Origin of the sequence: Mesorhizobium ciceri WSM4083, assembly GCF_000519305.1 — a bacterium.
Lineage (GTDB): Bacteria > Pseudomonadota > Alphaproteobacteria > Rhizobiales > Rhizobiaceae > Mesorhizobium > Mesorhizobium ciceri_B.
This window is the reverse complement of record NZ_JAFG01000003.1, coordinates 465,549-490,957: the sequence shown is the minus strand read 5'-3', so window position 1 is coordinate 490,957 and position 25,409 is coordinate 465,549. Positions and strand designations below refer to the sequence as shown.

The 25,409-nt window shown below is 64.7% G+C and carries 27 protein-coding genes and 1 pseudogene; 12 read left to right on the top strand and 16 right to left on the bottom strand.

Annotated features, from left to right (window positions below; genetic code table 11):
- Positions 1-14 precede the first annotated feature (14 nt).
- Together dinB and MESCI2_RS0102425 are read right to left on the bottom strand one after the other, a co-directional pair.
- Positions 15-1,262, bottom strand: coding sequence for a DNA polymerase IV (gene dinB / locus MESCI2_RS0102430; RefSeq protein WP_027035157.1), 1,248 nt, complete (start codon positions 1,260-1,262; stop codon positions 15-17).
- A gap of 120 nt (positions 1,263-1,382) precedes the next feature.
- The gene (locus tag MESCI2_RS0102425; protein WP_027035156.1) at positions 1,383-1,799 is read right to left on the bottom strand and encodes a winged helix-turn-helix transcriptional regulator; all 417 of its coding nucleotides are present in this window, start codon (positions 1,797-1,799) and stop codon (positions 1,383-1,385) included.
- Between the two features lie 103 nt (positions 1,800-1,902).
- Here MESCI2_RS0102425 and MESCI2_RS0102420 point away from each other — a divergent pair, with 103 nt between their 5' ends.
- Complete coding sequence (locus MESCI2_RS0102420; protein WP_027035155.1) at positions 1,903-2,502, top strand: dihydrofolate reductase family protein; 600 nt, start codon at positions 1,903-1,905, stop codon at positions 2,500-2,502.
- Between the two features lie 17 nt (positions 2,503-2,519).
- Here MESCI2_RS0102420 and MESCI2_RS0102415 read toward each other — a convergent pair whose 3' ends face one another.
- From MESCI2_RS0102415 to ada, 4 genes are all read right to left on the bottom strand, one after another.
- On the bottom strand, positions 2,520-3,263 hold the full coding sequence (locus MESCI2_RS0102415) for a 2OG-Fe(II) oxygenase (protein ID WP_027035154.1): 744 nt from the start codon (positions 3,261-3,263) through the stop codon (positions 2,520-2,522).
- The gene (locus MESCI2_RS0102410) at positions 3,260-3,817 is read right to left on the bottom strand and encodes a methylated-DNA--[protein]-cysteine S-methyltransferase (protein ID WP_027035153.1); all 558 of its coding nucleotides are present in this window, start codon (positions 3,815-3,817) and stop codon (positions 3,260-3,262) included. Before MESCI2_RS0102410 ends, MESCI2_RS0102415 begins: the two co-directional genes overlap by 4 nt.
- 308 nt (positions 3,818-4,125) lie before the next feature.
- Positions 4,126-4,347 carry a hypothetical protein gene (locus tag MESCI2_RS0102405; protein ID WP_245270197.1) on the bottom strand — a complete coding sequence of 74 codons (222 nt, stop codon included), beginning with the start codon at positions 4,345-4,347 and terminating at the stop codon, positions 4,126-4,128.
- 18 nt (positions 4,348-4,365) lie between these two features.
- Positions 4,366-5,490 carry a bifunctional DNA-binding transcriptional regulator/O6-methylguanine-DNA methyltransferase Ada gene (ada, locus tag MESCI2_RS0102400; protein ID WP_032900291.1) on the bottom strand — a complete coding sequence of 375 codons (1,125 nt, stop codon included), beginning with the start codon at positions 5,488-5,490 and terminating at the stop codon, positions 4,366-4,368.
- Between ada and MESCI2_RS1000000138395 the strand changes: the two genes are divergently transcribed.
- Positions 5,489-5,743 (top strand): hypothetical protein, encoded by a 255-nt coding sequence (locus tag MESCI2_RS1000000138395; RefSeq protein ID WP_032900290.1) that lies wholly within the window; start codon positions 5,489-5,491, stop codon positions 5,741-5,743. The genes ada and MESCI2_RS1000000138395 overlap by 2 nt on opposite strands.
- Here MESCI2_RS1000000138395 and MESCI2_RS0102395 read toward each other — a convergent pair.
- Together MESCI2_RS0102395 and MESCI2_RS0102390 are read right to left on the bottom strand one after the other, a co-directional pair.
- Positions 5,738-6,835, bottom strand: coding sequence for a phosphatase PAP2 family protein (locus MESCI2_RS0102395; RefSeq protein ID WP_027035150.1), 1,098 nt, complete (start codon positions 6,833-6,835; stop codon positions 5,738-5,740). The genes MESCI2_RS1000000138395 and MESCI2_RS0102395 overlap by 6 nt on opposite strands.
- A gap of 288 nt (positions 6,836-7,123) precedes the next feature.
- Entirely contained in the window at positions 7,124-7,573 is a 450-nt protein-coding gene (locus MESCI2_RS0102390; protein WP_027035149.1) for an ester cyclase, read from the bottom strand.
- A gap of 238 nt (positions 7,574-7,811) precedes the next feature.
- Between MESCI2_RS0102390 and MESCI2_RS0102385 the strand changes: the two genes are divergently transcribed.
- The gene (locus MESCI2_RS0102385) at positions 7,812-9,908 is read left to right on the top strand and encodes an EAL domain-containing protein (protein WP_027035148.1); all 2,097 of its coding nucleotides are present in this window, start codon (positions 7,812-7,814) and stop codon (positions 9,906-9,908) included.
- 54 nt (positions 9,909-9,962) lie between these two features.
- Here MESCI2_RS0102385 and MESCI2_RS0102380 read toward each other — a convergent pair whose 3' ends face one another.
- On the bottom strand, positions 9,963-10,157 hold the full coding sequence (locus tag MESCI2_RS0102380) for a hypothetical protein (protein WP_024501638.1): 195 nt from the start codon (positions 10,155-10,157) through the stop codon (positions 9,963-9,965).
- A gap of 441 nt (positions 10,158-10,598) precedes the next feature.
- Here MESCI2_RS0102380 and MESCI2_RS0102375 point away from each other — a divergent pair, with 441 nt between their 5' ends.
- The gene (locus MESCI2_RS0102375) at positions 10,599-11,312 is read left to right on the top strand and encodes a 3-keto-5-aminohexanoate cleavage protein (RefSeq protein ID WP_027035147.1); all 714 of its coding nucleotides are present in this window, start codon (positions 10,599-10,601) and stop codon (positions 11,310-11,312) included.
- Here MESCI2_RS0102375 and MESCI2_RS0102370 read toward each other — a convergent pair.
- From MESCI2_RS0102370 to MESCI2_RS0102360, 3 genes are all read right to left on the bottom strand, one after another.
- The gene (locus MESCI2_RS0102370; protein ID WP_027035146.1) at positions 11,309-12,409 is read right to left on the bottom strand and encodes a serine hydrolase domain-containing protein; all 1,101 of its coding nucleotides are present in this window, start codon (positions 12,407-12,409) and stop codon (positions 11,309-11,311) included. The two genes, MESCI2_RS0102375 and MESCI2_RS0102370, sit on opposite strands and share 4 nt — an antisense overlap.
- An 83-nt stretch (positions 12,410-12,492) precedes the next feature.
- Positions 12,493-14,097 carry an ABC transporter substrate-binding protein gene (locus MESCI2_RS0102365; RefSeq protein WP_027035145.1) on the bottom strand — a complete coding sequence of 535 codons (1,605 nt, stop codon included), beginning with the start codon at positions 14,095-14,097 and terminating at the stop codon, positions 12,493-12,495.
- Positions 14,098-14,152: 55 nt separating this feature from the next.
- Positions 14,153-15,286 carry an NAD(P)/FAD-dependent oxidoreductase gene (locus MESCI2_RS0102360; RefSeq protein ID WP_027035144.1) on the bottom strand — a complete coding sequence of 378 codons (1,134 nt, stop codon included), beginning with the start codon at positions 15,284-15,286 and terminating at the stop codon, positions 14,153-14,155.
- 137 nt (positions 15,287-15,423) lie between these two features.
- Between MESCI2_RS0102360 and MESCI2_RS0102355 the strand changes: the two genes are divergently transcribed.
- Both MESCI2_RS0102355 and MESCI2_RS01000000134120 read left to right on the top strand, forming a co-directional pair.
- Complete coding sequence (locus MESCI2_RS0102355) at positions 15,424-16,041, top strand: helix-turn-helix domain-containing protein (RefSeq protein ID WP_024501633.1); 618 nt, start codon at positions 15,424-15,426, stop codon at positions 16,039-16,041.
- Between the two features lie 105 nt (positions 16,042-16,146).
- The gene (locus MESCI2_RS01000000134120) at positions 16,147-16,395 is read left to right on the top strand and encodes a hypothetical protein (RefSeq protein ID WP_050596436.1); all 249 of its coding nucleotides are present in this window, start codon (positions 16,147-16,149) and stop codon (positions 16,393-16,395) included.
- Positions 16,396-16,401: 6 nt separating this feature from the next.
- Here MESCI2_RS01000000134120 and gcvA read toward each other — a convergent pair whose 3' ends face one another.
- On the bottom strand, positions 16,402-17,298 hold the full coding sequence (gene gcvA / locus MESCI2_RS0102345; RefSeq protein ID WP_027035143.1) for a transcriptional regulator GcvA: 897 nt from the start codon (positions 17,296-17,298) through the stop codon (positions 16,402-16,404).
- A gap of 127 nt (positions 17,299-17,425) precedes the next feature.
- On the opposite strand from gcvA, the gene MESCI2_RS0102340 reads away from it, so the two are divergent.
- Both MESCI2_RS0102340 and MESCI2_RS0102335 read left to right on the top strand, forming a co-directional pair.
- Positions 17,426-18,130 carry an SDR family oxidoreductase gene (locus MESCI2_RS0102340; protein ID WP_027035142.1) on the top strand — a complete coding sequence of 235 codons (705 nt, stop codon included), beginning with the start codon at positions 17,426-17,428 and terminating at the stop codon, positions 18,128-18,130.
- Positions 18,131-18,179: 49 nt separating this feature from the next.
- The gene (locus MESCI2_RS0102335) at positions 18,180-19,238 is read left to right on the top strand and encodes a Gfo/Idh/MocA family protein (RefSeq protein ID WP_027035141.1); all 1,059 of its coding nucleotides are present in this window, start codon (positions 18,180-18,182) and stop codon (positions 19,236-19,238) included.
- Positions 19,239-19,403: 165 nt separating this feature from the next.
- Here MESCI2_RS0102335 and MESCI2_RS0102330 read toward each other — a convergent pair whose 3' ends face one another.
- Positions 19,404-20,036: a DUF922 domain-containing Zn-dependent protease gene (locus tag MESCI2_RS0102330; protein WP_050596435.1), complete on the bottom strand. Its 633-nt coding sequence runs from the start codon at positions 20,034-20,036 to the stop codon at positions 19,404-19,406.
- 92 nt (positions 20,037-20,128) lie between these two features.
- On the opposite strand from MESCI2_RS0102330, the gene MESCI2_RS0102325 reads away from it, so the two are divergent.
- Positions 20,129-20,626, top strand: a complete 498-nt coding sequence (locus tag MESCI2_RS0102325) for a hypothetical protein (RefSeq protein ID WP_027035139.1) — start codon at positions 20,129-20,131, stop codon at positions 20,624-20,626.
- A gap of 206 nt (positions 20,627-20,832) precedes the next feature.
- On the opposite strand, the gene MESCI2_RS0102320 is transcribed toward MESCI2_RS0102325, so the two are convergent.
- Complete coding sequence (locus tag MESCI2_RS0102320; protein WP_081738571.1) at positions 20,833-22,248, bottom strand: PLP-dependent aminotransferase family protein; 1,416 nt, start codon at positions 22,246-22,248, stop codon at positions 20,833-20,835.
- A 35-nt stretch (positions 22,249-22,283) separates the two neighbouring features.
- On the opposite strand from MESCI2_RS0102320, the pseudogene MESCI2_RS01000000134115 reads away from it, so the two are divergent.
- The 3 genes and pseudogenes from MESCI2_RS01000000134115 (at position 22,284) to MESCI2_RS0102305 (ending at position 25,118) form a co-directional block, all read left to right on the top strand.
- Positions 22,284-23,031 (top strand): annotated as a pseudogene (locus tag MESCI2_RS01000000134115) (pyridoxamine 5'-phosphate oxidase family protein).
- A gap of 258 nt (positions 23,032-23,289) precedes the next feature.
- Entirely contained in the window at positions 23,290-23,742 is a 453-nt protein-coding gene (locus tag MESCI2_RS0102310) for a GNAT family N-acetyltransferase (protein WP_027035137.1), read from the top strand.
- A gap of 176 nt (positions 23,743-23,918) precedes the next feature.
- Positions 23,919-25,118, top strand: a complete 1,200-nt coding sequence (locus MESCI2_RS0102305; RefSeq protein ID WP_032900289.1) for a PLP-dependent aminotransferase family protein — start codon at positions 23,919-23,921, stop codon at positions 25,116-25,118.
- On the opposite strand, the gene MESCI2_RS01000000134110 is transcribed toward MESCI2_RS0102305, so the two are convergent.
- Positions 25,095-25,397, bottom strand: a complete 303-nt coding sequence (locus tag MESCI2_RS01000000134110) for a hypothetical protein (RefSeq protein ID WP_245270195.1) — start codon at positions 25,395-25,397, stop codon at positions 25,095-25,097. The two genes, MESCI2_RS0102305 and MESCI2_RS01000000134110, sit on opposite strands and share 24 nt — an antisense overlap.
- Between the last annotated feature and the right edge of the window lie 12 nt (positions 25,398-25,409).

The window sequence follows — 25,409 nt, the reverse complement described above, 5'->3', positions numbered from 1 at the left end:
CGGCTGTCTCCGGCTCACAACTCCTTCTGCGCCAATTCCCTGAATTCGTCGGGAACCGAGCGTGCCGCCTCCAGCGCCACCGTGCCGTAGCCGACGGCCTGTTTGCCGAAGCGCTCGCGGATCTTGTCGATGGCGCGGTCCGCGTCGAAGCGTGCCAGGCCCTTCTTCGTGCCGGGCCGGTGTTTCTCGTCAGCGAGGCCAAGCGGCAGGTCGAGCTGCAACTCGAAGCTTTCCTCGAGATGCGAGACCGAGATCGCCAGCAGCGAGATCGTTTTCTCCTGTGGATTATCGGCGAGCACGCCGCGCACCAGATCGCCGGCGATCTCGGCCAGCATCGCGGTCGCCGAGATCGGCTGGTCAAGCGTGATCGAACGGGTGACGGCGCGGAGATCGGCAAAGCGCACGCGCACCGTCACCGTGCGGCCGGGCCGCGCCTTGGCGCGCAGCCGGCTGGCGACGCGGTCGGCCAGATGCAGCAGAGTGGGCACGATGACATCAGCCACGGCGGGCTTCTGGCCAAGCGCCGATTGGGCGCCGGCCGAATGCGCGCGGCGCTTCGTCTCCAGCTTTCGCGAGTCGCGGTTCCATGACAGCGCGGCGAGCTTTTCGCCGGCGGCGGGACCGAGCAGGCGCGTCAGCGCGCCGCTGTGCGTCCTGGCCAGTTGACCGATGGTCTCGACGCCGATTTCGGCCAGCCGCGCCCTGGTCGCCGGGCCAACGCCCCACATCAGACCTACCGGCAGATCATGCAGGAAGGCGAGCTCGGTGCCGGGTTCGACGACCACCAGCCCGTCGGGCTTGGCGACTTGCGAGGCGATCTTGGCCAGATGCTTGGTGCGCGCCACGCCGATCGAGATCGGCAGGCCGAGTTCGGCCCGCACGCGGCGGCGGATGGTTGTCGCGATCTCCTGCGGGGAGCCGAACAGATGCGTGCAGCCGGCGACGTCGGCAAACGCCTCGTCGATGGAAATGCGCTCGACCAATGGCGTGAAATCGTCGAGCACCTTGATCGCCGCGTCGCCCAGCCGCTGGTAGTGGCTGAAATTGCCACCGACGAAGATCAATTGCGGGCAGAGTTCGCGCGCCTTGCGCCCCGGCATGCCGCCGCGCACACCGAAGGCGCGCGCTTCGTAGGAGGCGGCGAGCACGACGCCGCCGCCCACGGCGATCGGTTTGCCGCGCAGCGACGGATCGAGCAACTGCTCGACCGAGGCGTAGAAAGCGTCGAGATCGGCATGCAGGATGGTGGCTGTCGTTTCCATCGACCGCACATCCGCAGTTGCTGATAGATTGGAACAAATAAAGAACAAAGGTGGATCGTTGTCAAGCGAAGGGCGATTTGTGCGGCAACAGCCGTGCCGGTTTGGCCTGAACGCAACCGCCTAGACAATATGCTCCGATCGCAGCGCCGCTTTCATCTTTTCCAGCGCCGCTTCGCCGCCTGCCGCCAATTCGTCGGCAATCCTGGCCAGCTTGTCGTCGGCCTTGCGGTGCTTGCTGCCCCAGGCGCCGAGCGTCGCCAGCACCGGCAAGAGGTCGATGCCTGCTTCGGTCAGCCGGTAGACCGTTCTCAAGCCATGCGTCGGGTCGTCGCTTCGGGTGAGGATGCCTTCCTCCTGAAGCGTTTGCAGTCGCTCGGCCAGCGTGCGCGAGGAGATGCCTTCGTCGGATTGCAGGAATTCGCGAAAGTGCTTTTTCCCGGCGAAGACCATGTCGCGGATGATGAGCAGCGTCCAGCGGTCGCCGATCAGTTCGATCGACAGGTTGATCGGGCAGCCGGACTTTTCGCGCGTCGACATCTATGCTTCCATTTTTAAATCACTTTACTATTGACATCGTTTTGGCCTTGCGTCAACGGTTCCAAATGTAAACTGTTTTGCGATGGCCCTGAGGAGAACGACAATGAAAAAGCTGATCCTTCAGATGCAGATGTCGGTCGACGGCTTTGTCGGCGCCAATGAGGACCATCCCTGGCAGCTCTGGGAATGGGGCGACGAGAGCGCCTGGGACGACGCGCTGAAGCAGGACTTCAACGCCGTTTTCGCCGGCATCGACACCATCCTGCTCAGCCGCAAGATGGCGCAGGAGGGCTATCTCACCCATTGGAGCAATGCGGCGAGGAAGTTTCCGCGCGATCCGTTCTACGCCTTTGCGCAGCGCGTCGTCGACGCCCGCAAGGTGGTGCTCAGCAAAAAGCTCAAGCAATCGGACTGGGAGCCGGCTTGGGAGCGCACCAGCGTGGTCAGCGGCGACATGCCGCGCGAAGTGAATGCGCTGAAGGCAGGCGAGGGTGGCGACATGGCGGTGTTCGGCGGCGCTGGCTTCGCCGCGGCGCTGATCGCCGCCGGGCTGGTCGACGAGTTCCAGCTGTTCATCAACCCGGCGGTGCTGGGTGCCGGACGCCGCATCTTCGACCAGGGCGGTTTCCAAAACCTGGCGCTGCTCGGCTCGAAGGCCTATGCCTGCGGTATGGTGGTCAACCGCTACGCGCCGGTGGGGTGAGGGGGTCTTCTCCCTGCTCACTTCGCATCGTGAAAAATGATGCCTACGGTGTGGCGCATGCCTGAGCGCAGCCGGCTGACGCCGTGGCGCAGGTTGACCCGGTAATTGCCCTTGGTACCCTGCACCGGCCGGTTGTGGACGGCAAAGACAACGGCGTCGCCCTGTCGCAGCGGCACCACTTCGACCCGGCTCTGCATGCGCGGCCGCTGCTCGGTCAGCGCGAACTCGCCGCCGCTGAAATCCTGGCCCGGTTCGGAGAGCAGGATCGCCACCTGCAGCGGAAAGGCGAGGTCGCCATAGAGATCCTGGTGCAGGCAGTTGAAGTCGCCAGGCACATATTGCAGCAGCAGCGGCGTCGGCCGCGTCTGGCCGGCGGCATGGCACTGTTCGAGAAACGCGGCATGCGTCGCGGGATAACGCATGGCCTGCCCCATGCGCTCGTTCCACCGATTGGCGACCTCGGCCAGCCTGGGATAGAGCGCGCTGCGCAGGCCACCCAGGAGGTCGGGCAAGGGATAGCGGAAATAGCGGTACTCACCCTTGCCGAAGCCGTGCCTGGCCATATGGATGTGGCTGCGGAAATGCTTCTCCTCGGGATAGAGGCCGGCGATCTGCCGGCACTCTTCGGGCGACAGCAGCTTTTCAATCACCGCGCAGCCGAAGCCGTCGAGTTCGGCGGCAAGGGCGGGCCAGTCGTAAACGGCAACACGTGTCTGAGCAGCTTCAACCGCCGATGCGGCAACCTTGGCATGGGCATTCATATCGTAGCCTCCTTGTCGATCAGAGCGCGCTTGCGCTCGACGCCCCAGCGGTAGCCCGACAGCGTGCCGTCGGCGCGGACAACACGGTGGCAGGGTATGCCCAGCGCAATCGCGTTGGCCGCACAGGCGGTCGCCACGGCGCGGGCGCCGTTCGGCTGGCCGAGACGCCGGGCGAGCGCGGTGTAGGTGATGGTGGCGCCGCACGGGATGCCTCGGAGCGCCTCCCACACGCGCTGCTGGAATGGCGTGCCTTGGCGCAGGTCGAGTGGCAGGTCGAGGCCGACGCCAGGCATTTCGATGAAGCGCGCGATTGCCGCGAGATCGTCGCGCAGTGCGGCCTCGTCTTCGACCAGTACCTTGCCGGGGAAGCGATCGCCAAGGTCCCGCTCCAGCGCGTCGGCGTCGGAGCCGATCATGATGGCGCAGACGCCGATCTGGCTGCGCGCTGCCAGGATTTTGCCGATCGGGGATTCGCCGATGGCGTAGGCGATGGTGTCGAGGGCATTGTGGACGGTCGCGGTGGGTGCGGTCGTTTGAGTTTGCATGAGGCTCATCGCCTTTACTCCTTTGTCTGTGCCTGAACCCTAGCCGTGCGCCGGTCGGTGCTCACTCCGATGCTTGCTTTCAAATTCGAATCTCCAAGGCAGGCGCTCTACGGCGCCCCCCTCTGTCCTGCCGGACATCTCCCCCACGAGTGGGGAGATTGGCTGTCATTACGGCCTTCGCCAATCTCCAACGTTGCAGGACGAGAGCCGGCGCCGGAACGGCCAATCTCCCTCCTTGTGGGGGAGATGTCCGGCAGGACAGAGGGGGGCGCCATAGAGTGCTGATTTTGAACCGTCCGCACTTCAGCCAAGCATGCTCATGCCACACGCGTGACCGACACTTCGCCGAGCATGAACACCTCACCGCTCAGCAGGCGCAGCTCGATGTCGCCGGTTGCGGTGTGGTTCCACTCAGCCTTACCCTCGTCGACAAGCCCGCCGATGGCGGCCATGACCTGGGACTTCGCCTCTTGGGCGCGGTTGCCGGCGGCGGTGGTGCGGGCTGTCCCATCGGTGACGCTGTCATGAGATATTGCCATCGCGCGCATGCTTGGCCGTCATCTCCGCGCGGATCGGTAAGCGCTGCCGGGTGCGTTCGACCCGTCCGCCTCGCGGTCGAGCAGTGCGCGTTTGCGCTCAGCGCCCCAGGCGTAGCCGGACAGGGCGCCATCCCTGCGGATCACGCGGTGGCAGGGAATGGCGACGGCAAGATTGTTGGCGGCGCAGGCGGCGGCGATGGCGCGGGTCGCCTTCGGCGCGCCGATGCGCTGCGCGATCTCGGCATAGGAAACCGTGCGGCCGGCGGGGATGTCGCGCAAGGCCTGCCAGACGCGCTGCTGGAAGGCGGTGCCGCGCACGTCGAGCGGCAAATCGAGGCCCAGCGCCGGAGCCTCGACGAAACCGACGACGCGGGCGACCAGCGCCTCATAGTCGCGGTCGCCGCCGATCAGCCGTGCCTGGGGGAAACGGTCCTGCAGGTCGCGCACCAGGGCGTCGGGATCGTCGCCGAGCAGGATTGAGACGACGCCCTTTTGGCTGGAGGCGACCAGGATGGTGCCGAGTGAGGATTCGCCGACGGCAAAGCGGATCTCTTCATGGGCGCCGCCGGCGCGATAGCGCGTTGGCGTCATGCCGAGCATGCCAGTGGATTTCTCGTAAAATCGCCCGCTCGAATTGAAGCCGGCATCGTAGATCGCCGTCGTCACGCTGGCGCCGTCTTCCAGACCCTGGCGGACCCTGGCGGCGCGATGCGCGGCGGCATAGTCCTTCGGCGTCAGCCCGGTGACGGCTTTGAAGATGCGGTGGAAATGCCCGGCGCTGCGGCCGGCGGCATCAGCCAGTTCAGCGAGCGACGGTTCTTCCTCGCTCTGCTCGATCCTGCGGCAGGCATCGGCGACCATCGCCGCGTTGCCGGCCTCGAGCGACGGGCCATTCGGGTTGCAGCGCCGGCAGGGGCGAAAGCCGGTTGCCCTGGCCTGATCCAGCGTGCCGTGCAGTTGCACATTCCTGGGGTTGGCGCGCCGCGACGGGCAGGAAGGCCGGCAATAGACGCCGGTCGTCGCCACCGAATACCAGAATTCGCCGTCGGCCGACTTGTCGCGCGCAACGATGCGCGCCCAGCGCGGATCATCGGCAACCGGCAGCGGCGTGGATTTCAGATTCTTGGCCAGGGTGATGAACATGACCGCATTGAAGCCGCTGGAGGCCGGCTTCGCCACCCGTTTCCTGACAAGCGTCAGGAAACGTGCATGCCTGTTCGTCGGCACGCACAAAGAGTATGACAAGATTGATCTGGAGAAGTGTGGAAACATTCGACCCATTGGGACCGAAGCCGATTACCATTGGGCGATCGCCGAAATCACAGCTGTTTTGAGAGCGAGCCGGAGCTTGGCACTCCCGATGGTGACCGCTTCGACGTTCTCGCAACTCCTATGAGGAAAAGCGCTGCCCGATCGGTCTTTGTGCCGCCTGATCCGGGATCGCCAATCCCACCTCGATGGCATCCCGGCTCGCTTGCGGCAAGACGAAGCGTCCCGTCACGTACCAGAGCAGGGACACGACAAGGATCGAGAGATAGCCATCCACGGCATAGTGCCAGCCGGTGTAAACCGAGCCGAATAGGATGAAGGCCGTAAAGGACCAGCCGGCGATTGCCCACCGACGACCGAAGCCGGCCAGGAAGAGTGCGTTGAGCGTGGCGATGGCGACATGCATGCTTGGCATGGCGGAGATGCCGCCGCCCAGTTCCGGGCGGCCACTCTGGTAGGCCACAAGCAGATAGTCGGCATAGACATGTACCGACGCGGCGTAGCGGTTCTGCGCCAGGGCGGTTTGCAGTGCGGCAAACCGGTCACCGCCGTAGAACTGGTCGTGGAATATCGGGCCGGTGGACGACAGCAGGGTCGCGAGAACGGTACCGCACAGGATCGTGGTCAGCGCGAACGCCCATAGATAGCGCAAGCGGCTGGCCGGATTGTTCCAGAAGGCAACGAAGAGCACCGTGCCGAACCATTGCACGAGCCAGACATATCCATAGCCGGCGAAAATGGCGACCGAGACCGATTCGGGAACCACGCTGTGCGCCCATGTCCAGGGGTCGACGCCATGCAGCCGAAGATCAAGCTCCGCCAGGGCACGGTCGGCGTAGAACGGCACCGTGTCCGGGATGGCGACCTTCAAGGTGGTGAAGGCGGTGATGCCGAGAAAGAACAGAAGGATAACGGGCGCGGCTGTCAGCCAACGCTGCCTGAGTATGTCGAGGATAAACCTCGTTGGGGTATGCCGGGCAAATGCCAGCCCCGCCACGCCAAGGCCAGCCGCCAGAAGCGCGGGCAGGAAGAAGGCGAACGGCTCGGCATAGGATTGCGCCAGATGCAGGTAGCGATCCGGCTGCAGGCAAAGAGCGGTCACGGCATAGGTCAGACACAAGGCAAGCAGCAGCCAGCCGCTCCTGGTCGTTGCGATGTCCAGGTCCAGGGTTGCAGCTGGGCGGCGATTGTCGCCGCGCTGACCGGTGTGCTCATTCATCGAGGGACATCCCGCCAGTTGCCCAAAAGACTGTTGTGGAGTATTTTGCGGATAAAGTATTACCATCATGTTACACTGTATTTCAAGTAGAGTTTTCCAAATTAGATAGTTATAATTCGTAATTTGTTGGCAAGGATTTATTGACGGAGATGTTGCGCCGCAACGGCCCGGCGTCACGTTTGCGCGCTGGTTTCACCTGTTGCAGGCTTCCGTGTCATCAGGCTTCGGTCACGATTGAAACAGGGCCATCGCCTGCGTGGCGATGGCCCTTTCAATCATACGGCTCGATCATGCGGCCTTGATCAGGCCGAGCTGGGTGAGGGCGGCGACGCCGTCATCGAGCCCGATCTCCTCGACGATCCTGCCGTCGACCACCTTCAGCACGGTGGTGCCGGTGAAGCGCATGGTGCGGCCGGTGGCGGCGGGCAGCGAGCCGGCGAGGAAATCGCCGAAGGCCGGGCCGGTGTGCGTGCCGCCGCCCTCCCACTGGCCGACGACATAGTCGCCCTCGGCGATCAGGTCGGCCGTGGCCCAGAAGTTGAGATCCGGGAAGGCGGCGCGGAAGTCGGTCATGAAGGCCTTGATGTCGTCGCGGCCGCGGCGCGGCTCGTGCAGCGAGTATCTCAGCAGCATGTCGGGTGCCGCGATGTCGTCGACCACGGACAGGTCGCAGGTTTCACCCCAGAAGTCGGTGAACCATCTGACGACGACGGCCTTGTTATCCTCTTGCTTGGTCATTGGAAGGTCCTCTTGTCTCTGCAACGGATCATCGGCGCCGCCGATGATCCGGGATCATCGGATTGGCCGATGACCTGGAGCCATGACTAGGACGATCCGCCGGAGGCAAAACTCCGGTTCTTGCCGACCAATCGAAAGGCGGGTGAGGACCCCAAGGAAACAGCCCGCCTCAGCCAAGTAACGCTTTCTTCTCTGGTTTTGCCGCAGATTGCCCGCAGTGGGGCAGGCGAAGCAGACGATGGCGCGTCAGAGCAAGAAAAATCGCAATGGAGAGTTCTGGGCGCTGGCGCTCGAGCGCGCCCATCTTGGAGTCTGGGATTGGGATATTGCAAACGGCAGCTGCTTCTATTCGCCGACATGGTGGCGCATGCTCGGCTATGAGGAGGGCGAGCTTGCCGACACGGCCGATCTCTGGCTGCAGCTGACCCATCCCGACGACCGCGAGCGGGCGCTGACCAGCGGCGACCGCCACATTGCCGGACAGACCGACGCCATCGAGACCGAACTCAGGCTGAAGCACAAGCAGGGCCACTGGGTGTGGGTGCTCGATCGCGGCGGCATTGTCGAGCGCGACGCGATGGGAAAGCCGCTCAGGCTGATGGGCGTGCAGACCGACATCACCAAGCAGAAGGCCGCCGAAGCCGAACTCGAGCAGGTCAATGTGCGCTTCCGGCTGGCACTCGCTGCCAGCGGCACCGGCATCTGGCACCACGACATCGCCACCAACAAGAGCTATTGGGACGCCCGCACCAGAGACATATTCGGCCTCGTCGCCGATACCGACGAGGTGACCGCCGACCTCTGGCATACGTTCCTGCACCCCGACGACAGGGAAGCCACCGAGCAGGCGCATTTGCCGACACCCGGTTCGGACCGAGTTACCGCCTCGCAGTACCGGATCATCAAGCGCGACGGCGTCATTCGCCATGTCGAATCGCTAGTGCGCTTCATCGCCATCGCCGGTGCGGCTGGCCAGGTGCTTGGCACGGTGCGCGACATCACCGAGGAAAAACTGCGCGAGCAGGAGCTCGCCTATGCCGCCCGTCACGATGCGTTGACCGGCCTGTACAACCGCTCCGCCTTCGACCGGCTGCTCGCCGATCATATCGCGGCGGGTGCGCCTCTGGCGGTGTTTTACGTCGATCTCGACTACTTCAAGGCGCTCAACGATTTTGCCGGCCACGCCGCCGGCGACCTGGCGCTGAAGAGCGTTGCCGCCGGCATCCGCGCCTGCCTGCCGCCGACAGCACACGCGGCGCGGCTGGGTGGCGACGAATTCGCGCTGCTGGTGCCGCATTGCGATGCCGCGCAGGCCGAGCGGATCGCCGCGGCCGTGCTTGGCGCGGTGCGCGAGGCCGATCTCGGCGTGGCCGCGTCGACCCGCAAGCTGGCGGCCTCGATCGGCATCGCTTTCGTCGATGATGCCAGCACCACGGTCGCCGACGCGCTGGCCTGTGCCGATGACGCCTGCTACGCGGCCAAGGCCGCCGGCCGCAACCGCTTCGCGGTCTTCTCCGCGGCAGCAGAGGCGGGATTGGGCGGGCTGAATGCCGCGCGTGTCGCCGCCGACACCGTCGATGCCATGGAAGACGGACGGCTGAAACTGTTCGGTCAGGAAATCCACCTGCTCGGCAAGCCGTGGCAGGAAAGCCGCCATGTCGAAGTGCTGGCCAGGCTTGCCGCACGCAATGGCCGGCTGGTGCCGCCCGGCGAGTTCATTCCGGTGGCCGAGCGCTTCGGCATCGCGTCGCGGCTCGACCGCTGGATCATCCGCACCGCGCTGTCGCGGCATGGTGCTGCCTTGCGCTCGGGCGCACTGACGCTCGGCTTCAACCTGTCGGCACAGACGCTGAGCGATCCGCAATTATGGGCATTTGTCGACAGCGTCATCGAAGAGACCGGGGCGCTTCATTCGGGCATCGGCTTCGAGATCACCGAAACCGCCGCCGTCACCAATTTCGATGCCGCCGAACAGTTCGTGCGCAAGGCGCGCGAACGGCACTGCCGGGTCAGCCTCGACGATTTCGGCGCCGGCATGAGCTCGTTCGAATATCTCAGGCGCTTCCCCGTCGACACGATCAAGATCGACGGTTCCTTTATCGAGCACATCACGCAAAGCCGTTTCGACCGCGAGATCGTGCTGGCCATCACCAGCATCGCGCGCAGCCTCGGCTGCGACGTGGTCGGCGAGAAGATCGAACGGCAGGACACGCTGGCGATGCTGAGCGACATGGGCGTCGCCTTCGGCCAGGGATTTCTGCTGCATCGGCCGGAGCCGCTGGAGCGGATTGTCGTGCGTGCGACCAAGGGAGCGGCGGCCCGCAAGGCATCGTGATCCGGGTGCGGCGAATTTCAGGCCAGGCCGGACTGACCTGAAACTCGCCACAGTCTATCCGGTTCGCCGCGCCGTCGATTGCGGAAACTCCAGCACTCCAGCCTCGGGTCGCCTGTGCTGCGCCTCCGTCACCGCTTCGATCAACAGATCGAGCGCGTCGCAGGCCGCGCGACTCGTCTCGTCGTTGCCTTGCAGATAATGATAGGCGCGTTCGAGGTGGATGCGGGCGGCTGAAAAATCGCTGGTCAATGGTCCCTCCATGATCCCGCCCTAAAAGACCTTGCCGGAGACGAGGGAACGCCGGGTAAATATCCACAAGCGGCTTTTATTCAAATGCCGCCGAATGTTGCGGGGAGGCGCGCGTCGTTGAAGCTGCCGAGCTCCCCCCTACGTGGGCATGGCTATCGCATATGGAGTTCCTGAGATGTCTGCCCGGCACGGACCCCCACCCCTAACCCCTCCCCACAGGGGGGGAAACTTCCGTAGGCGCTGACCTGCGCAAATCGCCTGTCTTTTCGGCACCAAAGAAGAATTAGAGGCACGCGGCAGCGTTCCCTCCCCCTTGTGGGGAGGGTGAGGGTGGGGGTTCTTCGCAAAAATCCATATGCGATAGCCCTGCCCCCAAGGGGGAGATTGGCGGTTTCACCGCCGCGTGATTAGACTGTCAATTTCCTGCGCAAGGTGAGACCGATGATCGTCCAGGCCTGCATCAACGGCGCGCGCGTGCGCGATTTTCATCCAAGGCTGCCGCTCGACGCGCAGGCAATGGCCAGCGATGCCGCAGCCTGCGTCGCCGCTGGAGCGGCCGAACTGCATATCCATCCGCGCGGCACTGACGGGCGCGAAAGCCTGGCAGCCGTCGACGCCACGGTGCTGGCGGTGCGCCGGACCTGCCCGGGAACACTGGTTGGCGTGTCGACCGGCGCCTGGATCGAGAATGACGTCGAGCGGACCCGCACGGCGATCGCAGGCTGGCGAGACCTGCCCGACTATGCCTCGGTCAACTTGTCCGAACCGGATGCGCCCGCCGTGATGGAGCTGCTGCGCCAGCGTGGTGTCGGCATCGAGACGGGGCTTGCCGTCGTCGCCGATGCCGAGCGCTTCGTAGCGCTTCCCGGCCACGACCAGGTGCTGCGCATTCTGATCGAGATCGACATCCCGGACCTGTCCGCTGCACTCGACGAAGCGCATGGCATCGCCGCCGTGCTCGAGCGCGCCGGGCTACGGCGGCCGATCCTGCTGCATGGCGTCGATGCAACTGTCTGGCCCTTCGTCAAGCTTGCGCATCTCCAGCGCTGGTCGACACGGGTCGGTCTGGAAGACGGCAAGACGCTCTCCGACGGAACTGTGGCGAAGGACAACGCGGCGATCGTCGCTGCCGCCGTGGCGATCTTTCGCGGCTAGTTTTCCAGAATGATCTGGATCGCCTTATCGACCACCGGATGCAAGCCGCTGGCCTGGAAGGACAGCCGGTTACCGGAACCGACATTGCTGGTCATGGCGATGGTCAGTTCTGAGATCGGGTCATGCAACATGACGGCGACGTAGCCGGGAATGCTGCCCTGGTGGCCGTAAAAGGCGCGGTTGGCGTAGGTGCTCTGGAACATGCCGGCGCCGGTTTCGCGCATGCGGGTGCCCGGAAAACTCGCTGGCACGCGGTGTTCGAACATCTCGGCGAAGAACGGCGGCGACAGCAGCTTTCCGGAAAAGAGGCCGCGCATGAAGGCCACCATATCCGACGGCGTCGACACCATGTCGCCGCAGCCATAGGCGGCGCCGAACGGGAAGGAATCGGAAGAATCCTGCAATTCGTCGGAATAGGGGAGCACGCCGTCCATGCGCCACATTTCGCCACCCGAAGCGATATCGGCGGGCGCATTCGCCGCCGGCGGCGGCCGGTGGTAATAGCCGCGCACCATCGGTTTTTCCGGAAAGGCTTCGGTGGCCGGCGACCAGGTATTCTTGAGGCCAAGCGGCTGCAGCACTGCACTTCTGACATAGCCGCCGAGCGGCTGGCCGGAGACCGCCTCGATTACCATGCCGGCCAGCACATAGCCGGTGTTGTTGTAGACGGCGGCTCCGCCCGGCGCCTTCTGCTTGTCGGAGGCGAAGGCGATGTCGACCAGCTGCTGCGGCGTCCATTGCCGGCTCGGGTCCATCGGAATGTAATATTCGAACTCCGGCAGGCCACTGCGGTGGTTGATCAGCTGGCGCACCGAAATGTCTTTTGCTCCTGGCAGGTCGGGAAACCAGGAGGCGATCGGCGCGCCGAGATCGAGCTTGCCGTCCTGGGCGAGCTTGGCCAGCGCCGCGGCAACGAAGGTCTTGGTGCAACTGCCGATCTTGAACAGGCGGTCGGGCGAGACGGCAACGCCATGTTCCCGATCGGCGAGGCCGGCGGTGAGGGCGGTTGGTGCGGCGCCTGTCGAGTAGGCGAGTGATGCGCCCACCGCGCCATCGGTGAGATAGGTCTTGAGGAGGGCGTTCAGGTCTTCACGCATGGATTCTGCTTTCGCCGCTAAATTACTGGTTTTATTCATATCGGTGCGCCCTCGGGTCGAGCCCGAGGGCAGGGCGCCAAACTTCATTCCGCCATATCGACCGCGGCAAAATTCTGCCGGCCGAATGGGTCGAGAACATAGTTGAGCACGCTCTTGCGGATCGGGATCGCCACCACCGAATGGGCTATCGGCGCCACCGGCACCTCGACCTTCAGGATCGCCTGCGCCCTGGCGTAGATGTCGGCGCGCTGTTTCGGATCGGCGGCGACGCGGCCGTCCTGCAGCAGCTTCTCGAAGGCTGGATCGCACCAGCGCGAGCGGTTGGAGCCGCCCTTCACGCCGTCGCAGGACAGCAGGTAGCTCAGCATGTTGTCGGGGTCGCCATTGTCGCTGCTGCCGCCGAGCAGGTAGGCGTCCTGTTCGCCCGAGGCGGTGCGCTTGAGATATTCGCCCCATTCGAAGCTGACGATCTCGGCCTTGACGCCGACTTTCGCCCAGTCGGCCTGGATCATCTCGGCCATGCGCTTGGCGTTGGGGTTGTAGGGCCGCGACACCGGCATCGCCCACAGGCTGATTTTCAGGTCGCTTTCGTGGCCGGCTTCCTTCAGCAGTGTCTTCGCGCCATCCGGATCATAGTCGATGCCGGCGTCGGTGACGGCCCCGATCTGCGCCGGCGGCACGACGCTGCCGGCGACCGTGCCGGCGCCGGCATAGACGGCGTCGACGATCGCCTTGCGGTCGACGGCCTTGGCCAGTGCCATGCGCACGCGCACATCGCCGAGCGGCTGGTGTTCGACATTGAAGCCGAGAATGCCGATGTTCTGGCCCTTGAGGTCGAGCACGGTGATGTCGGGATCGGTGCGCAAATCGGCGACGGCGCTTGGCGGGGGCGCGGCGGCGACCTGGCATTCATTGGCCTTGAGGCGCTCGACGCGCGTGGTCGGTTCGGGCGTGACGGCGAAGACCAGAGTGTCGATCTTCGGCGCGCCGCGCCAGTAATCCTTGTTGGCGGCGTAGCGGATCTGGCTGTCGGGGACATAGGCCTGCAGCACGAACGGGCCGGTGCCGACGGGCTCGCTGTCGATCAGTTCCGGCGTGCCGGCGGCGACCATCTTTTCGGTCTGCTCCAGCGACAGGATGGAGAGATAGTCGAGCGCAATGCCGGGCAGGAAGGTGACGTTGGCAGCCGTCAGCGTGAAGCGCACGGTGTGGTCGTCGACCTTGTCGATCTTGTCGATCAGCGTGCCCATACCCAGTGCGTTGAAGTACTCGTAAGCGCCGCCGCCGAGCTTGTGGTAGGGATTGCTGGCATCGCGCTGGCGGTTGAAGGTGTACAGCACGTCGTCGGCATTGAACTCGCGCGACGGTGTAAAGTGGTCGTTCGACTGGAATTTCACGCCGTGCCTGAGATGGAAGGTGTAGATCTTGCCGTCGGCTGAGACCTCCCAGCTTTCGGCCAGCGCCGGCCCGACCTCGGTCGTGCCAGGCTTGAACTCGACCAGCCGGTTGAAAATCGTCTTGGCGGCGGCATCCATGGTGGAGTCCGCCGTGCCGATCGCAGGGTTGAAGGTCTCGGGATTGGCTTCCGAGCAATAGACCAGGGTTTTGGCGTAGGCCTGTCCGCCAAGAAGGACGGACGAGGCCAGCAGCGACGAGGTAAGCACTGCGCGCAGAACGGTGGATTTCATCGCAAACGCTCCTGATGACACTTTACGGGTTGAGGGAAGGGCAGGCCGGTGAAGTTCATGGCGTCGCCGCCGGGGTGATGAAACGGTCGGGCGCAAGCGCGGCGGAGGTGATACCGCGTGCCGTGAGATCGTCCGGCAGCGGCTGGCCGCGCAGCAGCACTGAGCCCAGCCGCGCCAGCGTCAGCGACACCTGGAAACCGTAGCCGCCCTGGCCGCCGAGCCAGAAGAAGCCGGGCAGGCGAGGGTCGAAACCGATGACCGGCGTGCGGTCGGGCGAAAAGGTGCGCAGGCCAGCCCACGGCGTCGACGGACGGCCGATGCGCAGCGACGTCGCCTGTTCGATGCGGTCGACGGCGATGGCGACGTCGATGTCTTCCGGAAAGGCGTCGCAGGGTTCGGAATCGGTCTCGTCGGCCAGCGAGCCGATCAACCTGCCGGCATCGGGCTTGAAGTAGAATTGTTCATGCAAATCGACCACCAGCGGCCAAGCGCTGATGTCCGTGCCGGCGGGTGGATCGAACAGGAAGGCGGTGCGGCGCTTCGGCCGGAAGCCGAGACCGGAGAGACCGGCCAGCCCGGCGACGACATCGACCCAGGCGCCAGCGGCGTCGACGACGATGTCGGCCTGGTAGGCGCCGGCATTGGTCGCGACGCTGAAGCCGTTTGCGACGCGGGAAATCTCCAGCACTTCCTCGCCGGTGCGGATGACGCCGCCGCCCGCCTTGAGCGCCGAGGCTGAAGCCGCAAGCATCTTTCCCGTGTCGACATCGAGCGCGCCGGGTTCATGGACGCCGCCGCAAGTGGTTGCCGTGGCGATGACCGGCACCAGCACGTTGACTTCGGCAGCCGACAGGCGCCGCACGCTGGGCACCAGCGCCTGCATCTCGGCCGCCATGCGGTCGACGGCTGCATTGTCTTCGACACCGCCGACGTGCAACGCGCCGCGCCGGTGAGCGGCGAAGCCGCCATCGATGATCGCCTGTCGGCTGGCCAGCGACAGCGCCCGCACCAGCGCATTGCCATAGGTTTCGGAAAACAGCGCCGCCGAGCGGCCGCTGGCGTGATAGCCGAGATGCGGCTCGCGCTCGAGCACGGTGACCTCGGCCCAGGGCTGCACGGCAGCCGCCAGCGAGAGGCCGGCAATGCCGCCGCCGATGACGACGATTTTTTGAGGAGATTTCGACTGCATCTCCTATGGGTAGAAATAATTTCGTATCCAGTCAATATTTAGCGTATAAGAAAATTGTTAGCGTTGTTGATAGCGGCAGGGAGTTGGACTACCTAGGGTAGACTGGCGGCTCGATGGGCCGCGCAACGGAGCTGACGATGTCGGAGCAACCGAACCTCGGTGATTGCCTGCGCGGCTTGAGGAAGACGCATGGCTGGACCTTGCAGGAGGTCAGCACGCTGACCGGCGTCGCCGTGTCGACGCTGTCCAAGGTCGAGAACGACCAGATGTCGCTGAGCTACGACAAGCTGCTGCAGATCTGCGAGGGGCTGGGCATCCATGTCACCGAACTGCTCAGCGGCGACCGCAAGCAGCCGTCCGCGCGCACCCGTCGTTCGGTGACCTCGCCGTCCAACACGCTGCGCCAGCTGACCCGCAACTACGACTACCGCTATCTGGCGACCGATCTGGTGCGCAAGCGCATGGTGCCGATCCACGCCTATGCACGCGCCCGCACGCCGCAGGAATTCGGTCCGCTGACCAGGCATGCCGGCGAGGAATTTTTGATCGTGCTCAAGGGTGAGATCGAACTGCACACCGACCAGTACGCGCCGGTGCGGCTGAAACAGGGCGAAAGCGTCTACATCGATTCCACCATGGGCCACGCCTATTTGTCGGTCGGCGAAGGCGACGCCGAGATGCTGTGCGTCTGCTCCGGCGACGAGCCTGACATGGAAGGCACGCTGCTGAGCGTGCTGGAGACGGTGGAGGGGTAGGGTACTGGCGGTGCCGATTGCCGCTCTATTTCAGCGTCGGCGCTGCCCCTCACCTGCCTGCCGGCATCCTCTCCCCATAAACGGGGCGAGGGACGGACGCAGCGCGTGAAGCGGCCGTTCGCCGAAGGCTTCATCCGCGCCATGCTCGACCCTGCTCGGATCGGGCAGGCGCAACTCGTCTTCATCGAGGTGCGACTCGACCACATGGCGCCGCATGTCTTCGACCGCTTCGCCGACATGGTGATGTTCCAGGACTTTCTGCAGCGGGTCATCCTGCCGCTGCCCGGGGTGCGGGAAACGCACACCTACGCTTCGATCGCCAATGTGAAGCCCGACGCCTTGCTGCCGATCTAGGCCGATCTAGATTGGCCTTTCTCCCGCATCCAGCAACCATTGCCGCACGGCTTGCGTCGGCTCGGGATGGCGCTGCTTTCTCGGCATCACGACATAAAAATCCTGCGTGCCGCGCATTTCGCCGCTGACGGGCTGAACCAGACGGCCGGCGGCGAGGTCGGCGGCGACGAGAAAGCGGCTGGCCAGCGCAATGCCCTGGCCGGCGACGGCCGCGTCGATGGCGAGGCCCGTCTGGTTGAAGCGCATCCGTTTCAATTCGGTCGTCATCTTCAGGCCGACCGCTTTCTCCATGAATTCCGGCCACAGATTGTGGGCATCGTGCAGCAGCACGTGGTGCTGGATTTCGGAGGCTGCGATCTCGATCGCGCCGGCCGGCAGCAGGGCCGGGCTGCACACGGCGACGATTTGCTGGGGAAACAGCAGGTCGACGACCAGTCCGGCGCCGAAGGGCGGCCGGCCTTGCCGTACAGCAATGTCGACGCCGTCGGCCTGGAAGCTCGACAGGCTTTCGCTGGCCAGCACGCGCAGGTCGACCAGCGGGTTGTGCGCGACGAAGTCGTGCAATCTCGGGATCAGCCATTTGGTAGCGAAGCTCGGCGTCACGCTGATCGTCAGCCGCGCCGGCTCGGGACGAAGCAGCAGCGTCGCCTCCGAGATCAGGTCGAAGGCGCGACGGATATTGGGGACATAGGCGCGGCCCTCATCGGTCAGCGCCAGGCCGCGCGGCAGCCGCTCGAACAGCTTTGTGCCGAGATCGGCTTCCAGCCCGCGAATGTGCTGGGCGACCGCCCCTTGCGTGACGTTGAGCTCTTCGGCGGCGATGCGGAAGTTGAGATGACGCGCCGAGGCTTCGAAGGCGCGCAGCGCATTCAACGGCGGCAGGCTGAGGAAGGCTTCGGGCATGCAGGAGTTTTTCTACAGGTTGATTTCAAGCATTCTGGTTCGAACCAGCGGGGAAAACCAGCTATATCAACGCTCAACTCCCGAAAACACCGCTTGCGGTGCCCGCAAACCCTGAGAGGAAAATCCGATGAGTGTAGAAAAAGTAGCTGTTGTGGTGGCCGGCGGCAGCGGCATGGGTGCGGCGGCGGCGAAGCGGCTGGCGGCGGACGGCTTCAAGGTCGCCATTCTTTCCTCGTCCGGCAAGGGCGAGGCGCTGGCCAAAGAGCTTGGCGGGCTCGGTGTCACCGGCTCCAACCAATCCAATGAAGATCTGCAGCGCCTCGTCGACCTGACGCTGGAGCGCTATGGCCGCATCGACGTGCTGGTCAACAGCGGCGGCCACGGGCCGCGCGCGCCGATCCTCGAAATCACCGACGAGCAATGGCACACCGGCATGGATGTCTATCTCTTGAACGTCATCCGGCCGGTGCGCATCGTGGCGCCGCAGATGGTCAAGCAGAAGGGCGGCGCCATCATCAACATCTCGACGGCCTGGGTGGTCGAGCCGAGCCCGATGTTCCCGACTTCCGCCGTGTTCCGCGCCGGCGTCGCCGCCTACACCAAGATCTTCGCCAACACCTATGCCGCTGACAATGTGCGCATGAACAACGTGCTGCCTGGCTGGATCGACAGCCTGCCAGCCACCGAAGAGCGCCGCGACAGCGTGCCGATGCAGCGCTATGGCACCTCGGAAGAGATCGCCGCGACCATCTCCTTCCTGGCCTCGGAAGGCGCCGGCTACATCACCGGCCAGAACATTCGGGTCGACGGCGGCATCATTCGCGCTATTTGATGGCTCCGACCGGGAGGGGATTGCGGCATCTCACCCCAAGGAGCAAAGAATGCGGCTTTTGATACTCGGCACCGGCTGGATGGCGCAGGAACATGCGCGGCGCTTCACCGCCATCGACGGCGTCGACATAGTCGGCGCGGTCGATGTCGATCCGGCACGGATCGGCGAGTTCGCCGACAGCTTTGACATTCCCAACCGCTTTACCGCGCTGGAGGAGGCGCTGGCATGGGGTGAGTTCGACGCGGTGGCCAATGTCACGCCCGACCGCATCCACCACCCGACCACCATGGCGCTGATCGCCGCCGGCAAGCCGGTGCTGTGCGAGAAGCCGCTGGCCGAAAACTATGGCAAGGCGACCGAGATGGCCGACGCCGCCGAGGCCGCGGGCATCGTCAACATGGTGAACCTGACCTATCGCAATGTGGCGGCGCTGCAGAAGGCCCGCCAGATGGTGCAGGCGGGCGAAATCGGCACGGTCAGGCATGTCGAGGCGTCCTATCTGCAAAGCTGGCTGGTGTCGAAATTCTGGGGCGACTGGCGCACCGATCCGAAATGGCTCTGGCGCCTGTCGCGCGGCCACGGCTCCAATGGCGTGCTTGGCGATGTCGGCATCCACATCCTCGATTTCGCCAGCTATGGCGCAGCCGTCGACATCGACCATGTCTTCTGCCGGCTGCGCGCCTTCGACAAGGCGCCCGGCAACCGCATCGGCGACTACGGGCTCGACGCCAATGACAGCTTCGCCATGACACTGGATTTCTCCAACGGCGCCTTCGGCGTGGTGCATGCCAGCCGCTGGGCAACAGGCCATCTCAACGAGCTGCGTCTGCGCATCTATGGCGAGAAAGGCGGCATCGAAGTGGTGCATAATCTCGACGGCTCGACGCTCAAGGCCTGCATCGGCGAAAATGTCGAGAACGCCATATGGGAAGAGCTCGACGCCGGCACGGTGCCGACCAACTACCAGCGTTTCACTGACGCGGTGCGATCCGGCGTGCAGACCGAACCGTCCTTCCGCCATGCCGCCGAATTGCAGAAGGTGCTGGATCTGGCAGTGGTATCGGACGAGAAGCGCGCGGAGCTGCGGGCGAGTGCGGAAACGCGGTGAGGCTTGTTTTTCCCTTCTCCCCTTGTGGGAGAAGGTGGATCGGCGCGCAGCGCCGAGACGGTTGAGGGGTGGGTGACGGAGCGCCGTCGGCGCCAAGCTGGAACACCCCTCATCCGACCGAAGGGCGGGTCCCGGTTGAGATTGGCCCAGTAGCTTTTGGTGGCTTCAGGGGCCGGTCACGAGCGAAAAAACCAGTTTCTGCAAATTGCCGCCATTGCCGAATTCGACGCGGTCGAAATCGCGGCTTGCCTGTACCCGCGCCTTCGATATCGCGTCCAGCCGACGGACCACCTCGGCCCTGGTCTTGCTGCATTTGGGATCATCGGTAAGGGTCAGGCCGTCCGTCACCGCTTCTATGTCGTGGACCATCTGGACCATGCTGGCGCCATGCACCTTCTCATGGGCACTGACGCCGGCTATGAACACGTCCCAGTTCTTCTGGACGGTCGGCGGCAACGAACCCGCAGGCTTCGGCAAGGTGTAGGTGATGATCAGTTTCGGCCGCCCCGCCGTCAGCACGCAGTCCTTGCCGCTGGGCTTGTAGTTCCTGACCCCCCAGGTCAGTTTGAAATTGGTGTAGGCGATGGCGCGGGCAACGCCGAGCTTTGGCCCGTTCTCGCCGATCGAGCGGTAGAGTTCGGCGCCGGATTGGCCCGAGACGGCGTAAGGCTCGATCTTTTCGACCGGCTTCCACTCGGCATGGGCGGCCAGCGGCAAGGCCAGCAAAGCGGCCAACAGAAGACACAGACGAACACAAGCTCTCAACACCGCTCTCCGCAAAATCAGACCGGGCGACATCGCCGCAACAGGCAATGCCACAGGACTGCTTTTCCTATAGAATGCCTGCTGGTGCTGCAAATGCCCTAGATGGAGTCAATTGGGGGGAAGTCATGAGAGCTGGATATCTCGTCGTTGCCGGTGCGGTTGCGGTCCTGCAGGCCGCGCAACCGGCGTTTGCCGCGTCCTGCGGTGGCTGGAGTGCGAAGATGGAGGAAGACGAGGGCGGCAGTGTGCTGACGGCCTCGGTCTGCGGTGGGCCAAAAGGCGATGCGCATCTGATGCTCATCTGTTTCGACACGGCGGTGCTGAGCTACGATCTCGGCGCCACCGGCCAGCAGCTGGAGCCTGGCATCAGCGGTTCGTTCGCGTTCAAGGCCGACGGCAAGACGGTAACGAAGACACTGCAGCTGGAGGCCATGTACAACTACTTCGTGGTCAATCTGGCGAAAGCTGATCCGCTGCTGGACCTGTTGCGTGGGAAGGGCGATGTGTCGGTCAGTTCAGCCAAATATGGCGAGATCAGCTTTCCGCTGAAGGGGTCGAGCGCGGCCATCGGCAAGGTGCTGGCGCAGTGCGGCAAGGCCGGGCCTGCAGGTGATGCGGATTGAACCTCAGAGGGTTGCGCCGCCCCTCATTGTCCTGCCGGACATTTCTCCCCGTATAGTGACGGGGAGAAAGACGCTGGCATCGGCGCTTTCGCCAATCCCCACAGGCAAAGGCACCAGGATCGCGGCAGCTCCCTTCTCCCCGTCACTAACGGGGAGAAGGTGCCGGTAGGCGGATGAGGGGCAGCGCTGTGCTTGCCCATTGTCACTCAATATCCCATCACCCCGCCCAGTCGCACCGTCGCGGCCATCAATTCCTCATCCGAAAAGCCGGAAAAACCCAGCACCAGACCTTGCCGGGGCGCCCCGCCGATGAACATGGAGGACAAGGCCCTGGCGCCGACACCTGCCGCCTTCGCCGCCTCGACGATCGCTGTGTCCGGCCCGGCATCCTTCAGCGTCGCCATCAAGTGCAGCCCCTGTTCGGGGACGGTCACATCGAGGGCATCGCCGCAATGCATATCGAGGCCGGCGACCAGCATGTCGCGCGCGGCTTGCACCCGGCGGCGCACGCGCCTGAGATGCGCGGCGAAATGGCCCTCGTTCAACAGGTCGGTCAGCGCGCCTTCGGCCAGCGTCGAGGGGAAGCGGTCGGAGCGCGCCCTGACCGCCATCACGGCATCGAGCAGCGCTTCGGGCACCACGACATAGCCGATGCGCAGGCCGGGGAAGAGGATTTTCGAGAAGGTGCCGAGATAGGCGACACGGCCTGAACCGTCCATGCCTTGCAGCGAGGTCAGCGGTGGGCCGGCATAGCGGAACTCGCTGTCGTAATCATCCTCGATGATCCAGGCATCGTTGCGCCGCGCCCAGTCGAGCAAAGCGAGACGGCGGCGCATCGTCATCGTCACGCCGAGCGGATATTGGTGCGAAGGCGTGACATAGGCCGCGCGCGCCTTGGAACACAGGCTTTCGCCGATCTCGGGATCGAGCCCTTCCGCGTCGACCGGCACCCCAAAAACCTTGGCGCCGCTGCCGGCAAGCACGGCGTGCGCCATGGGATAGCAGGGGTTTTCGATCCAGACGGCATCGCCGGGACGAAGTGCTGCACGCACCAGGAGATCGAGCCCCTGCTGCGTGCCCGAGGTCAGCACGATCTGGCCGGCGTCGCAGCGCACGCCGCGTGCGGTTCGGAGATAGGTTGCGATCGCGGTGCGCAGGCCAAGCCCGCCGCGCGGATCGCCATAGCGGAAATGCTCCGGCCCGGGGCGGGCGAGGTGGCGCGACAAAAGGATGCGAAACAAATCAAGCGTGCGCGGATCGGACACCGCCACGCCAAGGCCGCAAGGCAACGATGTGGCGGCATCGATCTCGGGTGGCCGTGGCTTGACCAGTGTTGTCGGCAGATGCGGCACGTCAGGCGCGACGAAGGTTCCGGCGCCGACTTTGGCAACCGCAAACCCCTCCGAGATCAGGATTTCGAAACAGGCAACCGCCGCCGAACGCGACAGGCCGAAGCGCTGTGCGAGATCCCGGGTGGTCGGCAGTTTCGCCCCGGCGGCCAGCGCGCCGGTCTCGATCAGCCGCCTGAGCGCCGCATAAAGCTCGCGGCTGCGCGGTCCGTCGCCCGGGAGGACCGGGATCAGCGCCGACCAATCCGGCAAATTGGTCTGTTTTTTCTTCATCGGATTGGTTCTTTTATCGACCAATGTCATGGCGCATGGTTGGCAGACAACAACCAAGGATGCAAGCCGTGAACGACACGCCAGCCAGCTTTCCGACCACCAGCCGCAACCGCGTCAAGCGCCTGCACGAGCGCGGCAGCTACGACCATGCGGCGGTCTTCGCGGTACTGGATGCCGGGCTGCTATGCCATGTCGCCTATACGTTCGACGGCCAGCCCTATTGCACGCCGACTATCCACTGGCGCGAGGGGGACATGCTCTACTGGCACGGCTCGTCGGCCAGCCGCATGCTGCGCAATCTGCGCGGCGGCACGCCGGCGTGTCTCACGGTATCGCATCTCGACGGGCTGGTGCTGGCGCGCTCGGGCTTCAACCACTCGGCCAACTACCGCTCGGCGATGTGTTTCGGCACGGCGCGGATCGTCGACGATCCGGAAGATGAAGGCGCTGGCCGGCGTCGTCGACCGCTTCTATCCTGGCCGGAGCGAGACCTTGCGGCCCATTTCGGCGCAGGAGGCCAAGGCGACGACGGTGATCGGCATGCGCATCGAAGAGGCATCGGCCAAAGTGCGCGCCAAGGGCGTCGGCGACGACGAGGAGGATTACGGGCATCCGGTTTGGGCCGGGGTCATCCCGGTGCGGATGGTGGTCGGCGCCGCCGAGCCGTGTCCGAGGCTGCTGCCCGGCATCGAGCGGCCGCAGAACCTGGCTGGATATGCCGAGGGTGCGAGGCTCGATGAGGCGCTGACGCAGGCGCAGTTGGCGTATGAAGGCGAGGTGTAGCCAGCAAAGTTAGCGCTGCCCCTCATTGTCCTGCCGGACATTTCTCCCCGTATAGTGACGGGGAGAAAGGGGCCGGCCGCCACGTTGGCGCTTTTTCTGCGACGCTGGCGATTTGGCGAAATCATCTGACACAGCGTCCTTCTCCCCGTCACTATACGGGGAGAAGATGCCAGCAGGCAGATGAGGGGCGGCACCAGCGCCCGGTGGAGAGCGTATTCAAATCTTGCGGCCACCAGTGCCTCGCGATATCTCCGCACCATGATCACCTTCCGCCGTGCGCAAGCCTCCGACCTGCCTGATATCGTCGCCATGCTGGCCGACGATCCGCTTGGCGCCGGCCGCGAGGACGCCTCGGTGCCGCTGGCGCAAGGCTATGCCGATGCGTTCAAGGCCATCGATGCCGATCCCAATCAGCTGTTGGCGGTGGCCGTCGACGGGGCCGAAGTGATCGGTACCTTGCAGATTTCTTTCCTTGCCGGGCTCTCGCGCAAGGGCGCCTGGCGCGGGCAGATCGAGGCGGTTCGGGTTGCCGGCCACAGGCGTTCGGACGGCATCGGCAGGCAGATGATCGAATGGGCGATCGACGCGTGCCGGGCGCGGGGCTGCAACCTCGTCCAGCTGACCACCGACAAGGGGCGGGCGGACGCGCACCGTTTCTACGAAAGCCTCGGCTTCACCGGCAGCCATCTCGGCTACAAGAAGAGCCTTTAGGCGGACGGAAACCGCTGCACATTTTTGGTGGAACTGCTCGCGGCGTTCGAGCATTGCGCCAGCGCTGGCGCATTCGGGAAATCGTTCAGGCACACTTCAATTCGCGGCCAAGAGGGGATATAGGTCAGCCAAGTTGACCTATATTGCAGCGTCCGGGGAGGCGTGCCGTGACCCTTATGAACCTGTTGGCTTCGCGCTCGTCGCGCATGAAAGCGTCCGAAATCCGCGAGCTGCTGAAGCTGCTCGACCAGCCGGACATCATCTCGTTTGCCGGCGGCATTCCCGATCCGGCGCTGTTCCCGGCTGATGCCATCCGCGACGCCTATGCCGATGTCCTGGGCGGCTCGGAGGCGGGTGCGGCGCTGCAGTACCAGGTCTCGGAAGGCTATCTGCCGCTGCGGCGCTGGCTGGCCGGACAGATGGGCAAGCTCGGCGTTACCTGCGACGAGGCCAACATCTTCATCACTTCCGGCTCGCAGCAGGCGCTGGATTATCTGGGAAAGCTGTTCCTGTCGCCGGGTGATAGCGCGCTGGTGACATGGCCGACCTATCTCGGCGCCCTGCAGGCCTTCAACGCCTATGAGCCGCGCTATGAGCGGCTGACGGTGGACGGCGGCAACATGACGCCCGATGCCTATCGCGCGGCGGCGGCCGCGAGTGGCGGCAAGGTCAAGTTCGCCTATCTGGTGCCGGATTTCGCCAACCCGACCGGCGAGACTTTGAACCGCCAGCAGCGCGAGGCGGTGCTCGACCTTGCCGGCGAACTCGACATCGCCGTGATCGAGGATGCCGCCTATCGCGCGCTGCGCTATGACGGCGAAGGCGTGCCGCCGATCCTTGCGCTCGACTGCGCGCGCTCCGGCTCCATCGACAAGGCGCGTACGCTCTATTGCGGCTCGTTCTCGAAGATCCTGTCGCCGGGCATGCGCGTCGGCTGGGTCTGTGCGCCGCGCCATGTGGTCGAGAAGCTGGTGCTGATGAAGCAGGCCTCCGATTTGCACAGCCCGTCGATCAACCAGGTGGTGATGCATCGCGTCGCCGAGGCTGTGTTCGACGGCCAGGTGGACAAACTCATCGGCGCCTATCGCGAGCGTCGCGACGGGCTGCTGGCAGCACTGGAAGCCAACATGCCGGAAGGCGTGACCTGGAGCCGTCCGGAAGGCGGCATGTTCGTCTGGATGACGCTGCCCGAGGGGTCCGATGCCACGGCGCTTCTGGCGCGGTCGGTGAAGGAGGCGCGGGTCGCCTTCGTGCCGGGCAGCGCCTTTTTTGCCGACGGCACCGGGCGCAACACGCTGCGGCTGTCCTTCACGCTCGCCGACCGGCGCGCGGTGAGCGAAGGCATTCCAAGGCTAGCCGCCATCCTGAAGGGATAGGCCGGCGCTGGAAGCCGGCTTTTCCTCCGCCGTTACAGTCACCAGCCGCTCAAGCTTTGAAAGCCTGGTGCGAGCGAGCTCGCGGACCGGCCTTTCGAAACCTTCTTCGCCGTTTTCGACGACGAAGACCAAGGTCATGAAATCGAGCATGAATTCGTCGATGGCTGCCGCGACCTCGCGCGACCTGCCCTTGAACCGGCGCAGCAGAGCGGTTGCTTCCTCGATATCGTCGACACCGGCGCTGTCGACCAGCGCTTCGAGCCTCTGAAAACTATCCAATCGCAATTCCTC

Coding starts and splice junctions, on each gene's coding strand:
- MESCI2_RS0102335 (WP_027035141.1), top strand. CDS start 18,180: ATGCGGCTTTTGATACTCGGCACCGGCTGGATGGCGCAGGAACATGCG.
- MESCI2_RS0102340 (WP_027035142.1), top strand. CDS start 17,426: ATGAGTGTAGAAAAAGTAGCTGTTGTGGTGGCCGGCGGCAGCGGCATG.
- MESCI2_RS0102385 (WP_027035148.1), top strand. CDS start 7,812: ATGGCGCGTCAGAGCAAGAAAAATCGCAATGGAGAGTTCTGGGCGCTG.
- MESCI2_RS0102405 (WP_245270197.1), bottom strand. CDS start 4,347: ATGGCAATATCTCATGACAGCGTCACCGATGGGACAGCCCGCACCACC.
- MESCI2_RS0102355 (WP_024501633.1), top strand. CDS start 15,424: ATGTCGGAGCAACCGAACCTCGGTGATTGCCTGCGCGGCTTGAGGAAG.
- MESCI2_RS0102375 (WP_027035147.1), top strand. CDS start 10,599: ATGATCGTCCAGGCCTGCATCAACGGCGCGCGCGTGCGCGATTTTCAT.
- MESCI2_RS0102330 (WP_050596435.1), bottom strand. CDS start 20,036: ATGTCGCCCGGTCTGATTTTGCGGAGAGCGGTGTTGAGAGCTTGTGTT.
- MESCI2_RS0102320 (WP_081738571.1), bottom strand. CDS start 22,248: ATGAAGAAAAAACAGACCAATTTGCCGGATTGGTCGGCGCTGATCCCG.
- MESCI2_RS0102370 (WP_027035146.1), bottom strand. CDS start 12,409: ATGCGTGAAGACCTGAACGCCCTCCTCAAGACCTATCTCACCGATGGC.
- MESCI2_RS0102415 (WP_027035154.1), bottom strand. CDS start 3,263: ATGAATGCCCATGCCAAGGTTGCCGCATCGGCGGTTGAAGCTGCTCAG.
- MESCI2_RS0102305 (WP_032900289.1), top strand. CDS start 23,919: ATGAACCTGTTGGCTTCGCGCTCGTCGCGCATGAAAGCGTCCGAAATC.
- gcvA (WP_027035143.1), bottom strand. CDS start 17,298: ATGCCCGAAGCCTTCCTCAGCCTGCCGCCGTTGAATGCGCTGCGCGCC.
- MESCI2_RS0102390 (WP_027035149.1), bottom strand. CDS start 7,573: ATGACCAAGCAAGAGGATAACAAGGCCGTCGTCGTCAGATGGTTCACC.
- dinB (WP_027035157.1), bottom strand. CDS start 1,262: ATGGAAACGACAGCCACCATCCTGCATGCCGATCTCGACGCTTTCTAC.
- MESCI2_RS0102395 (WP_027035150.1), bottom strand. CDS start 6,835: ATGAATGAGCACACCGGTCAGCGCGGCGACAATCGCCGCCCAGCTGCA.
- MESCI2_RS0102365 (WP_027035145.1), bottom strand. CDS start 14,097: ATGAAATCCACCGTTCTGCGCGCAGTGCTTACCTCGTCGCTGCTGGCC.
- MESCI2_RS0102420 (WP_027035155.1), top strand. CDS start 1,903: ATGAAAAAGCTGATCCTTCAGATGCAGATGTCGGTCGACGGCTTTGTC.
- MESCI2_RS0102360 (WP_027035144.1), bottom strand. CDS start 15,286: ATGCAGTCGAAATCTCCTCAAAAAATCGTCGTCATCGGCGGCGGCATT.
- ada (WP_032900291.1), bottom strand. CDS start 5,490: ATGTTCATCACCCTGGCCAAGAATCTGAAATCCACGCCGCTGCCGGTT.
- MESCI2_RS0102310 (WP_027035137.1), top strand. CDS start 23,290: ATGATCACCTTCCGCCGTGCGCAAGCCTCCGACCTGCCTGATATCGTC.
- MESCI2_RS0102325 (WP_027035139.1), top strand. CDS start 20,129: ATGAGAGCTGGATATCTCGTCGTTGCCGGTGCGGTTGCGGTCCTGCAG.
- MESCI2_RS0102410 (WP_027035153.1), bottom strand. CDS start 3,817: ATGAGCCTCATGCAAACTCAAACGACCGCACCCACCGCGACCGTCCAC.
- MESCI2_RS0102425 (WP_027035156.1), bottom strand. CDS start 1,799: ATGTCGACGCGCGAAAAGTCCGGCTGCCCGATCAACCTGTCGATCGAA.
- MESCI2_RS1000000138395 (WP_032900290.1), top strand. CDS start 5,489: ATGACCGCATTGAAGCCGCTGGAGGCCGGCTTCGCCACCCGTTTCCTG.